The 11,715-nt window shown below is 70.5% G+C and carries 9 protein-coding genes; 8 read left to right on the forward strand and 1 reads right to left on the reverse strand.

Annotated features, from left to right (window positions below):
- The first annotated feature begins 117 nt into the window (after positions 1 to 117).
- Positions 118 to 1,629 carry an ATPase domain-containing protein gene (locus VFR90_RS00730; RefSeq protein WP_326403986.1) on the forward strand — a complete coding sequence of 504 codons (1,512 nt, stop codon included), beginning with the start codon at positions 118 to 120 and terminating at the stop codon, positions 1,627 to 1,629.
- A complete protein-coding gene (locus VFR90_RS00735) occupies positions 1,619 to 3,205 on the forward strand; it encodes a hybrid sensor histidine kinase/response regulator (RefSeq protein ID WP_326403988.1) in 1,587 nt (528 codons plus the stop codon). The genes VFR90_RS00730 and VFR90_RS00735 overlap by 11 nt, the downstream gene beginning before the upstream one ends.
- A gap of 69 nt (positions 3,206 to 3,274) precedes the next feature.
- Here the strand turns inward: VFR90_RS00735 and VFR90_RS00740 are convergent, their stop codons facing one another.
- The gene (locus tag VFR90_RS00740; RefSeq protein ID WP_326403989.1) at positions 3,275 to 5,263 is read right to left on the reverse strand and encodes an O-linked N-acetylglucosamine transferase, SPINDLY family protein; all 1,989 of its coding nucleotides are present in this window, start codon (positions 5,261 to 5,263) and stop codon (positions 3,275 to 3,277) included.
- Positions 5,264 to 5,689: 426 nt separating this feature from the next.
- Here VFR90_RS00740 and VFR90_RS00745 point away from each other — a divergent pair, with 426 nt between their 5' ends.
- The 6 genes from VFR90_RS00745 (at position 5,690) to VFR90_RS00770 (ending at position 11,700) form a co-directional block, all read left to right on the forward strand.
- Complete coding sequence (locus VFR90_RS00745; protein ID WP_326403990.1) at positions 5,690 to 6,904, forward strand: flagellin; 1,215 nt, start codon at positions 5,690 to 5,692, stop codon at positions 6,902 to 6,904.
- A gap of 261 nt (positions 6,905 to 7,165) precedes the next feature.
- Positions 7,166 to 8,380: a flagellin gene (locus tag VFR90_RS00750; RefSeq protein ID WP_326403991.1), complete on the forward strand. Its 1,215-nt coding sequence runs from the start codon at positions 7,166 to 7,168 to the stop codon at positions 8,378 to 8,380.
- Positions 8,381 to 8,512: 132 nt separating this feature from the next.
- Complete coding sequence (fliD, locus tag VFR90_RS00755; protein ID WP_326403993.1) at positions 8,513 to 9,961, forward strand: flagellar filament capping protein FliD; 1,449 nt, start codon at positions 8,513 to 8,515, stop codon at positions 9,959 to 9,961.
- 110 nt (positions 9,962 to 10,071) lie between these two features.
- Positions 10,072 to 10,467: a flagellar export chaperone FliS gene (gene fliS / locus VFR90_RS00760; protein WP_326403994.1), complete on the forward strand. Its 396-nt coding sequence runs from the start codon at positions 10,072 to 10,074 to the stop codon at positions 10,465 to 10,467.
- A 53-nt stretch (positions 10,468 to 10,520) separates the two neighbouring features.
- The gene (gene fliT, locus VFR90_RS00765) at positions 10,521 to 10,823 is read left to right on the forward strand and encodes a flagellar protein FliT (RefSeq protein WP_326403995.1); all 303 of its coding nucleotides are present in this window, start codon (positions 10,521 to 10,523) and stop codon (positions 10,821 to 10,823) included.
- Positions 10,824 to 10,947: 124 nt separating this feature from the next.
- Positions 10,948 to 11,700, forward strand: a complete 753-nt coding sequence (locus tag VFR90_RS00770) for a flagellar brake protein (RefSeq protein WP_326403997.1) — start codon at positions 10,948 to 10,950, stop codon at positions 11,698 to 11,700.
- Positions 11,701 to 11,715: the final 15 nt, after the last annotated feature.

Consider the following 11,715-nt stretch of genomic DNA (forward strand, 5'->3'; position numbering starts at 1 on the left):
GCCCGGCAGTTCCGCGTCGGTAGGCTCGTGCCGGGCCGGCTGCACGTGCTCGGGCACACCGATTGCCGCTGGCGCCGGTTGGACGCACGAGCCGCAACTCCGGGGGGAAGCAAAGCGATGAAGAACGAGCAGACGGCGGCAACAACTCCAGCGCTCCTGAGCACCGGCGCGCAAGGCCTGGACGACGTGCTCGCCGGCGGCCTCGCCGCGAGCCGGCTCTATCTGCTCGAAGGCGTGCCGGGCGCGGGCAAGACGACGGTCGCACTGCAGTTCCTGCGCGAAGGCGCGCGCCAAGGCGAGCCGGTGCTGTACCTGACGCTGTCCGAGACGATCGAGGAGCTGCACGCCGTCGCCGCCTCGCACGGCTGGACGCTCGACGGCGTCCAGATCCGCGAGCTGCTGCCGCCGGTCACTTCGCTCGACCCCGACGAGCAGCACACGCTCTTCCATCCGTCGGAGCTCGAACTGAGCGAGACGACGCTGAAGATCCTGGAAGACGTCGAGCGGGTGGAGCCGCTGCGGGTGGTCTTCGATTCGCTGTCCGAGCTGCGACTGCTGGCCGGCAATTCGCTGCGCTACCGGCGGCAGATCCTCGCGTTGAAGCAGTTCTTCGCCGGCCGGCAATGCACGGTGCTGCTGCTCGACGACATGACCGCGGTCGAGCACGACCTGCAGGTGCAGTCGATCGCCCACGGCGTGATCCGCCTCGAGCAGCACAACGTCGACTACGGCATCACGCGCAGGCGGCTCATCGTCACCAAGTACCGGGGCCGCGCCTACCGCGACGGCTACCACGACTACCGCATCCGCCGTGGCGGGCTGCAGGTCTTCCCGCGGCTGATCGCCTCCGAACACACGCCGCCGCTCGCGCCGACGCAGATCACGAGCGACAGCGCCGCGCTCGACGCGCTGCTCGGCGGCGGCCTGGAGTCCGGCACCAGCACGCTGATCGTCGGCGCGCCGGGCACCGGCAAGTCGACGCTCGCGGCGCATTTCGCCGCCGCCGTGAGCAAGCGCGGCGCGCACGCGGCGATGTTCATCTTCGACGAGGCCGTCGCGACGCTGCGCACCCGCTGCAAGGGCATGGGCATCGACCTCGGCCCGGCCATCGATGCCGGCCACCTGACGGTGCGGCAGGTCGATCCGGCCGAGCTGTCGCCGGGCGAGCTGGTGCACGCGATCCGCGAGCGCGTGATGGAGCACCAGGCGAAGCTGGTCGTGATCGACAGCCTGAACGGCTACCTGAACGCGATGCCCGACGAACGCTTCCTGGTGATCCAACTGCACGAGCTGCTCACCTTCCTGGGCCAGCAGGGCGTGATCACCATCCTGGTCGGCGCGCACTCGGGCCTGATCGGCACGCACATGCAGGCGCCGGTCGATGCGAGCTACCTTGCCGACTCGGTCGTGCTGCTGCGCTACTACGAGCTGTACGGCGAGGTGCGGCAGGCCATCTCGGTCGTCAAGAAGCGCGCCGGGGGGCACGAGCGCACGATCCGCCGCCTGCAGTTCAGCGCCCAAGGCATCGACATTGGCGAGCCGCTGCGCGACTACCGCGGCGTGCTCTCGGGCACGCCCGAGCCGGTCAAGCCGCAGCCGCCGCAGGAGGAGCTTGCCGGTGAAGCCTGAGGCGGGCGATCTGCTCGCGCTGCCGGCCGGCCCCGCATCGCCGACGGAGCTCGAGCAGCGCGTGCTCGCGCGGCTGGCGACCGCGAAGGACGCGCGCGCCGCCTCTTCGGTGCTCGAACGCGCGGGCATCTTCTGCCGCGAATGCGCGGACATCGCCGAGATGCTGCGCGAGATGCAGCACGGCGTCGGCGCGCTGATGCTGGCCGAGGAGACCCTCACCGGCCCCGGCGCGGCGGAGCTGCTCCACGCGCTGGCCGCGCAACCGCCGTGGTCCGACGTGCCCGTGCTGGTGCTGGCGCGCCAGGGCGCGCATTCCAACGCGATCCGCGGGCTGGTCGAAGCGGCGGTGATGCCGAATCTCACCGTCGTCGAGCGGCCGGTGCGCGTCGCCCCGCTGATCACCGCGCTGCGCTCGATGCTGCGCGCGCGCGGGCGCCAGCTGGAGCTGCGCGACGTGCTCGAAGGCCTGCACGAGGCCGACCGGCGCAAGAACGAGTTCCTCGCGACGCTCGCGCACGAACTGCGCAACCCGCTGGCGCCGATCAGCACCGCGCTCGCGCTGCTGTCCGACGCGCGCGTGGGCGCCGCCGAGCAACCACGCATCCACGCGATGCTGCGCCGCCAGCTCGACCACATGGTGCGGCTGGTCGACGACCTGATGGAGGTCTCGCGCATCACCCGCGGCAAGGTCGACCTGCAGCGCGCGCCGCTCGAGGCGGCCGCGGTGCTCGGCGACGCCGTCGAGCTGAGCCGCCCGGCGATCGAAGGCCGCGGCCATCGGCTGGTGGTCGACCTGCCGTCCGAGCCGCTCGCGCTGCACGGCGACGCGGTGCGGCTCACGCAGGTGTTCTGCAACCTGCTCAACAACGCGGCGAAGTACACGCCGGCGGGCGGCCGCATCACGCTCGCGGCGCGGCGCGAGGGCGCGCAGGCGGCGGTGAGCGTCAGCGACGACGGCATCGGCCTGGCCGCGACCATGCTCGCGCCGATCTTCGACATGTTCGTGCAGGCGGGCGACAGCGCGCGGCCCGCGCAAGGCGGCCTGGGGATCGGACTGACGCTGGCGAAGACGCTGGTCGAGATGCACGGCGGGAGCATCGAGGCCGCGAGCGAGGGCCCGGGCCGCGGCGCGACCTTCACCGTGCGGCTGCCGCTGTCGGCCGCCGACGCTCGCGGCGATGGCGTGCCGGCCGCCGCCGGCCCCGCCGCCGCGCGGCCCGCGCTGCCGCGCAGCGTGCTGGTGGTCGACGACAACCGCGACGCCGCGGACAGCCTCGTCGAGCTGCTGCGCGGCATCGGCACCCGGGCCGAGGGGGTCTACGACGCCCAGCAGGCGCTGCAGGCCGCGCACAGCCACGACTTCGACGCCGCGGTGCTCGACATCGGCCTGCCCGGCATGGACGGCTGCGAGCTCGCGCGGAAGCTGCGCGAGCGGCAGCGCGCGCCGCTCAAGCTGATCGCGCTGACCGGCTGGGGCCAGGACCGCGACCGCGAGCGCATCGCCGCGGCCGGCTTCGACCGGCATCTGCTCAAGCCGGTGGAGCCGGCCCAGCTGATGGAGGCGCTGGGGGTCTGAGCAGCGTGGCGGCACCGCACGACGCGCGGCGGCTCCTTGGTCCTGGAGCCGGCGCGCCGGTGCGAACGCTCAGCCCGTCGCGGCCGGCAGGTGATCCGGCGCGAGTCCCGCGCGTTGCCTTTCGGCCATCCGCTCGTACAGCGCTTCGAGGTCGCGCGCGAAGCGCCGGCCGTCGAAGAGCGGGAAGCTCGTGCGGCCTTGTTCCAGGTGCGCCCGCAGCCGCGCCAGCCGTGCCGGGTCGCGCGCGAGTGCGATCGCGGTGGCTTCGTAGCCGGCGACGTCGTCGCTGACCAGTTCGCCGAGGCCGACGGCTTCGAGCAGCCCGGCCGCGACGCGCGACGCGAAGATCGCGCCGGTCTTGGTGACCATCGGCACGCCCATCCACAGCGCGTCGCTCGCGGTCGTGTGGGCGTTGCAGGGCCAGTTGTCGAGCATGAAGTCGGCACAGGGCAGGCGCGCGAGGTGCACATCGACCGGCACGCGCGGCGCGAACACCAGCCGGCGTGCATCGATGCCGGCGCGCTCGGCCTCGCGCCGCAGGTTGTGCGAGGCCTGCGCGTTGTCCTCGAGCAGCCACAGCACACCGTTCGGCACGGCGCGCAGGATGTTCATCCACGCGGCGAAGTTGTCGGGGCCGATCTTGAAGGCCTGGTTGAAGCAGCCGAGCACGATCGCGTCTTCGCCGAGGCCCCAGTCGGCGCGCCGCGTCGGCGCGGGGCGGAAGCGCCGGCTGTCGTTCGGCTGGTAGCTGTGCGGCATCTGCGCGAGCTTCTCGCTGTAGTGCGCGGCGTGCTCGATGGGCGTGGTGAAGCGGTCGCCGATCATGTAGTCGATGAAGTCGGCGCCGCAGGTGCCGGGAAAGCCCAGCCAGGCCACCTGCACCGGCGCCGGCCGCCACGCGAACACCGCGAGCCGGTTGCCGAAGGTGTGGCCCTTCAGGTCCACGAGGATGTCGATGCCGTCGGCGGCGATGCGCTCGGCCATCTGCCGCTCGTTCATCGCGCGCATGTCGACGTAGCGCTCGCAGGCCGTGCGGATGCGCCGTTCGATCGGCGAGCCGTCGTCGGGGCTGTGCGAATAGAGCGTGACCTCGAAGCGCTCGCGGTCGCGGTGCTCCAGGGCTTCGACCATCAGCAGCGCGGTCGCGTGGTTGTGGAAGTCGCCGGAGACGTAGCCCACGCGAAGCTTCGATGACGGCGGCTTGCCGTCGAGCGCATGCGGCACGCGCTTCGCCAGCGGCGATGCCGCCGCGTGCGCCGCGTACTTGCGCGTGATCGCCGCGCAGGCCGACTTGAACAGCAGCGGCGGATGCTCGATCGCCGCGAGCGCCCACACGGCGCCTTCGCCGCGCTGGTCCTCGTCGCGCTCGATGCGCGCCATCGACTCGACGATGCGGGCGCTGTCGGCCTCGAAGCCGTCCCACTGGCAGGCGAACTGCCGCATGTGCACGACCATCAGTTGCGCGGCGAAGCGGCTCGGGTCGAGCGTCTCTGCGGTGCGAAAGCTTTCGGCCGCTTCTTCGAAGAGCTTCAGGTCCTTGAGTGTCAGGCCCAGGCGCATGTGGATCGCCGGGTCGGCCATCTCGAGCACCATCGCTTCGAGCAGCACCGGCACCGCGTCCTGGTGCCGGCCCAGCTGCTGCAGCGTGACGCCGTGGTTCACGACGAAGTCGTAGTGCTGGCGCGCCGGCCCGCTGGCGAAGCGCTCGAAGATCGGCAGCGCCTCGGCCCAGCGGTTCTGCACCACCAGCGTGAGCGTGGCCATGTGCGCGGCCTTCGCGTTGCCGGGCTCGATCGCGAGCGCCCGCAAGGCGGCCTCGTGGCCCGCTTCGATGCGGCCGGTCTTGTAGCGCGCGCTCGAAAGCGCGACCCAGTCGTGCGCCTCGAAGGCCGCATCGCCGGCAAGGCGTTCGAAGCGCTGCATCGCGCCGGCCCAGTCGTTGGCGAGCACGGCCTTGTAGGCCTCGTTGCGCGCCGTGATGAAGCCGTGGCGTGACGCAGGCGGCGGCGCGGCGCTCGCGCGCAGGCGTGAATGTCGAGGGCTTGGGTGCGAAGGCATGGGCGATGAGCGTCCTGGCGCGAAGCAACGCGCGGCCCGTGCAATCTAGCCAGCAAGTCGGACTCGCAAGCGCCGATAAGCAGGCGCTTCACCCTCGTATCCCGCGTCTCGATGCTTCGCTCGATCCGTCGAAGCGCGATGAAGTCGAAAGGCCTCAAGTTCGGCGCGAGGCCCACCGATAAGGGCTTCAACGAGGCCCGGACCCCAGGGCTTCGTGGTCCGGAACAGCGACCGAAGAACCGACACAACCCACGACGTCGGGCTCATCGATGAACTGCCCCGGGCGCAGCCGGTCAGCGGCGAAGGCGAGTGGAAGCGATTCCGCAAGCCCGAGTTGGCGACGGGCGCGAATGGGGAGGGCGACTTCCCCACAAGTGTCAAGGCCGGCGAATCGCCGGGAGTTCATCAACTTAGGAGTTATCGATCATGGCAATGACCATCAACACCAACGTGGCGTCGATGACGGCACAGCGGAACCTCACCGCGTCGCAGAGCACCCTCGCGACCTCCATGCAGCGCCTGTCCTCGGGCCTGCGTGTCAACAGCTCGAAGGACGACGCCGCCGGCCTCGCCATCGCCGAGCGCATGAACGCCACGACGCGTGGCCTGAACGTCGCGGCGCGCAACGCCAACGACGGCATCTCGCTGGCGCAGACCGCCGAAGGCGCGCTGGGCAAGGTCGGCGACATGCTGCAGCGCATGCGTGAACTGGCGGTGCAGGCCTCCAACGCCACCAACAGCGCCGACGATCGCAAGGCCCTGCAGGCCGAAGTCGGCCAGCTGCGCGACGAGATCGATCGCGTCGCGAAGCAGACCTCGTTCAACGGCACCAAGCTGCTCGACGGCAAGTTCGCCGCGGCGACCTTCCAGGTCGGCGCCGGCGCCGGCGAGAACATCACGGTCGCCGCGCTGACGGATTCGTCGTCGAAGGGCCTGTCGAAGGTCATCTACGGCTCCGACACGGTCGTGACCGGCACGTCGGGACAGATCACGACGCTCACCGCGATCACCGACGGCTCGCTGGCGATCCAGGTCGCCGGCACGACGTACTCGCTGGGCAACCTCGCGGTCGCCCGCACCGGCGAGGAGCGCATGGGCCAGGTCGTCGAAGCGATCAACCGCCTGAGCGTGGACACCGGCGTCGCCGCCTACCTGAAGCCCAGCGCGACGGCCGCCTCGGCTGGCCAGTACGAGATCGAGTTCCGCTCGTCGAAGCTGGATTCCAGCGGCAGCGCGGTCGGCGTCTCGGGCGTCGGCTTCACGGTGGCCAACAGCGGCATCCTGGCCAGCGACCTCGCGATCACCAACGGCTCGTCGACCTCGGCGGCCGGCCTCGACCAGCTGACGGTCGAAACGGTCGAAGGCGCGTGGCTCGCGATCAAGCAGATCGACGACTCGCTGAACCAGGTCAACAGCGCCCGTGCGACGCTGGGCGCGGTGCAGAGCCGCTTCGAGAACGCGGTGGCCAACATCGCGATCCAGGCGGAGAACACCTCGGCCGCCCGCGGCCGGATCGTCGACGCCGACTTCGCGGCCGAAACCGCGAACCTGTCGAAGTCGCAGATCCTCCAGCAGGCCGGCACGGCGATGGTGGCGCAGGCCAACCAGCTGCCGCAGCAGGTGCTGTCGCTGCTGCGCTGATGCGCGACGGCAAGCGTGGCCGGCGACGGCCACGCTCCTTCCAAGCCCGGCTCCGGCCGGGCTTTTTCGTTCTGGGCCTCGGGCTTCGGCCCGGCTTGTTCTCCGCTGCGCGTGCAGCGCGGCGCGGCGGCGAATTGGCCGGCCCTTGCGCCGTTTATCGGGCTTTTGCACGCGCCGGCCCGGCCGAAGATTCACTCCACCTCAACGGGTTTCCGGCTGTCGCCGGGCCATGCCTAGCGACGCAAGCCAAGGAGTGCTTCCATGCCCCAGACCATCAACACCAACATCAACTCGCTGACCGCGCAGCGCAACCTGAACATGTCGCAGAGCGCGCTCTCGACGTCGATGCAGCGCCTGTCCTCCGGTCTGCGCGTCAACAGCGCGAAGGACGATGCCGCCGGCATGGCGATCGCCGAGCGCATGAACACCCAGGTGCGCGGCCTGAACGTCGCGGCGCGCAACGCGAACGACGGCATCTCGCTGGCGCAGGTGGCCGAAGGCGCGCTGGGCAAGCTCGGCGACATGCTCCAGCGCATGCGCGAGCTCGCGGTGCAGGCCTCCAACGCGACCAACAGCGCCGACGACCGCAAGGCGTTGAACGCCGAAGTCGGCCAGCTGCGCGACGAGATCAACCGCGTCGCGAAGCAGACGGCCTTCAACGGCCAGAAGCTGCTCGACGGCTCGTTCACCGCCTCGACCTTCCAGATCGGCGCGAACTCCGGCGAAAGCATCACCGTCGCCGCGTTGACCAACGCCTCGGCGAGCGGCTTGTCGAAGGTGGTCTACGGCGCCGACACCGTGGTCACCGGCACGTCCGGCCAGATCACCTCGCTGACCGCGATCACCGACGGCTCGCTGGCGATCCAGGTCGGCGGCACCACCTATTCGCTCGGCAACCTGGCGATCGCCCGCACCGGCGAGGAACGCCTGGGCCAGGTCGTCGAGGCGGTCAACCGCCTGACGGCCGACACCGGCGTCGCGGCCTACCTGAAGGCCAGCCCGGTCATCGCCTCGGCCGGCCAGTACGAGATCGCGTTCCGTTCGTCGAAGCTCGATTCGGCCGGCAGCGCCGTCGGCGTCAGCGGCGTCGGCTTCACCGTGGCCAACAGCGGCTTCGTCGGCACCGACCTCGCGATCGCCAACAGCTCGGCGACCTCGTCGGTCGGCATCGAGGTGCTGACCATCGACACCGTCGAAGACGCCTGGCTCGCGATGAAGCAGATCGACGACGCGCTCAACCAGATCAACGGCGCGCGCGCCACGCTGGGTGCGGTGCAGAGCCGCTTCGAGAGCGCGGTCGCGAACATCATGATCCAGAGCGAGAACACCGCGGCCGCCCGCGGCCGGATCATGGACGCCGACTTCGCGGCCGAGACCGCGAACCTCTCGCGCGCGCAGATCCTGCAGCAGGCCGGCACCGCGATGGTCGCGCAGGCCAACCAGCTGCCGCAGCAGGTGCTGTCGCTGCTCAAGTGACGGGCGCGGGCCGGCCGATGCCGGCCGACGCCGGATCCTCCAAAGACGGCCTGCCTCGCGGCGGGCCGTCGCGTTGAAGGGCTCAAGTTTTCGCGCGGGCCGCCGAGAACCCGCTGTCAAGGAAAGCATGCAATGGCGACCATCTCCTCCCCCGGTCTCGGCAGCGGGCTCGACGTCAAGAGCATCGTCAGCCAGCTGGTCGCGCTCGAACGCAAGCCGATCGAGACGCTGCAGACGCAGAAGGAGACGCTGCAGGCCAAGCTGTCGGCCTTCGGGCTGATCCAGAGCTACACGACCAACCTGCTCGACGCGGCCAACGTGCTCACCAAGGCCGACACCTGGCGGCCGACCAAGGCGAGCAGCCCCGACGCGAGCTCCGTCGCGGTCACTTCGACGACGAGCGCGGTGCCGGGCAGCTATGCGGTCGAGGTGACGCAGCTTGCGCAGTCGCAGTCGCTCGCCTCGGGCGTCTACACCTCCAACATGGCCACCACCGGCAGCGGCACGCTGCGCATCGAGCTCGGCGGCTGGGACGCCGGCCGCACCACCTTCACGCCGAAGACCGGCGCGACCGCGGTCGACGTGGTGATCGCGCCGGGGCAGGACACGCTCGAGGCGGTGCGCAGCGCGATCAACGCGGCCAACGCCGGCGTCAGCGCCTCGATCGTGCGCGATGCGAGCGGCACGCGGCTCGCGATCCGCTCGATCAACTCCGGCCTGGAGAACTCGGTGCGCATCACCGCGACCGCCGACGCGCCCACGACGCCCGGCGGCCCGACGCTCGCCGGCCTCGTCTACGACCCGCCGAACGCCGTGCCCGGCGCGCTGGCCGAGACGCTGGCCGCGCGCAACGCGACCGGCACGGTCAACGGCCTCGCGATCTCGTCGAACTCGAACGTGCTGAGCGACGTGGTGCAGGGACTGACCATCACGTTCAACAAGGTGACGACGACGCCGGTGCAACTGTCGGTGCAGACGGACAACACGGCGATGCGCAAGTCGCTGGAGGATTTCGTCAAGGCCTACAACGACATCAACAAGTACATCCGCGACCAGACCAAGTACGACGACGAGAGCAAGAAGGCCAGCACGCTGCAGGGCGACCGCGCGACGCTGGCGCTGCAGTCGCAGCTGCGCGCGATGCTGGGCTCGAGCAGCAACGCCTCGGCGCGCTACGGCCGGCTGTCCGACGTGGGCGTGGAGCTGCAGCCGGACGGCAACCTGAAGGTCAACGAAACCCGATTCACGCAGGCCAGCTCGTCGGCCAACCTCGCCGAACTGAGCCGCGCGTTCACGGCCGACGGCCCGCGCGACGTCGAGGACGGCTTCGCGGTGCGCATCAAGACGCTGGCGACGCAGCTCAACGGCAGCGGCGGCGTGGTCGAGACGCGCACCAACGGGCTGCTCGCGAGCATCAAGCGCAACGACGAGCGGCAAAAGCGCGAGGAGACGCGCGTCGCGCAGGTCGAGGCGCGGCTGAACCGCCAGTACAGCGCGCTCGACACCAAGCTCGCGACGCTCAACGGGCTGAACACCTACATCAGCCAGCAGATCACCAGCTGGAACAAGGGCAACTCCTGAGCGGTTGCAGGCCGGCGAACACCGGCCAGATCCCCGGATCGCGGGATCTCAAGTCATGAGCCCGGTGTGCCGATAACGAAGGCACACGACGAACGCGGAGCGACATGACCATGTTTTCCCCTCACAAGAGCTTTGCAGGCACCTACCAGCAGGTCCAGGTGCAGACCGGCATCGAAGCCGCGAGCGGCCCGAAGCTGGTCGGCATGCTGTACGACGGGGCGCTCGAGGCGATCTCGACGGCCCGCGGCGCGATGGCACGCGGCGACATCGAACTGAAGGGCCGGCAGATCGCGCGGGCCGCGCGCATCGTCGAAGAGGGCCTGCTCGGCGGGCTCGACCGCGACCGCGGCGGCGAGCTGGCCGCGAACCTCGACCGGCTCTACCGCTACCTGGCGCGCCGCCTGACCGAAGCGAACCTGCGCAACGACGACGCGGCGCTCGGCGAATGCGCCGCGCTGCTCGCGCCGCTGCGTGATGCGTGGAGCGAGATCGAGCGGCCGGCCTGAGGCCCGCCGTGCGAACCGCGCGTTGTATCCATCCCAGAAACCGAGCGTTGACCATGAACCAGGGCGCATTGATCCAGTACTACGAGGCCATCGAGCAGGCGAGCGAACAGATGCTGGCCGCTGCGCGCGGCGGCGACTGGGACCAAGTGATCAAGCTCGAAGGCGCCTGCGCGGTGCTCATCGGCCGGCTCAAGCAGGCCGGCGCCGAGAAGGAGCTGGGCCGCGACGAGCGCGTGCTGAAGAGCCGCATCATGAAACGCATCCTCGTCAACGACGCCGAGATCCGCACGCTCGCCGAACCCTGGCTCGAGGACCTCGACCGCCTGATGGCCGGCAAGCCGCACGTCCTGCACTGACGACCACCCCGTTGCGGCTTCGCCGCTCCCCTCAAGGGGCGCCGCTGGCGGCCCGGCAAAGCCGGATCCGCGGCGGCACTCGCGACAAGCCGATACCACGCCGCCTACCGCCAAGGAACTCGAGATGCAAACGATGCCGGCACCGCTGGACGCGCTCGAGGCGAGCTCGGGCCTGGGCGAATTCCTCGTCGGATCGCAGGCGGAGATCGTCGCGCTGCTGAAGAACTGCGCCGACGGCGACGTGGTGCTCAACCTCAGCTCGCCGCGCGGCGCGCACTACAGCTCCACCGTGTGGGCGGTCGACGCGGCGCGCGGCACGCTCTCGCTGACCGCCGAGCCGAACGACGTGCAGCTGCAGAACCTGCTCGAGGACGGCGAGGTCGTCGCCGTCGGCTACCTCGAGGCGGTGAAGCTGCAGTTCGACCTGACCGACCTGATGCTGGTGCGCGGCGTCGGCGGCTGCGTGATGAGCGCGCGCCTGCCGCGACGCATGTACCGCTTCCAGCGGCGCAGCAGCTTTCGCGTCAAGCCGATGGGCAACGCCAGCCCGGTCGCGGTGCTGCGCCATCCGGCGGTGGCCGACATGCGGCTCGCGCTGCGCGTGCTCGACGTGAGCATCAGCGGCGTCGCGCTGTTCCTGCCCGAGGACACGCCGCCGATCGAGCCCGGCACCACGATCGGCCTCGCGCAGATCGAACTCGACGGCGACACGCGCTTCGGCGCCAGCCTCGTCGTGCACCACGTGACCCTGCTCAACCACGAATCGAAGGGCGGCCGGCTCGGCTGCGAGTTCGCCAAGGTCGAGCCGGGCGGCGAGCGGCAGCTGCAGCGCTACATCGACCAGACGCAGAAGCGCCGCCGGCTGTTGACGCTGTAGCCGGCGAAGGGGGCG

This window comes from Methylibium sp. (assembly GCF_035762065.1).
Lineage (GTDB): Bacteria > Pseudomonadota > Gammaproteobacteria > Burkholderiales > Burkholderiaceae_C > Methylibium.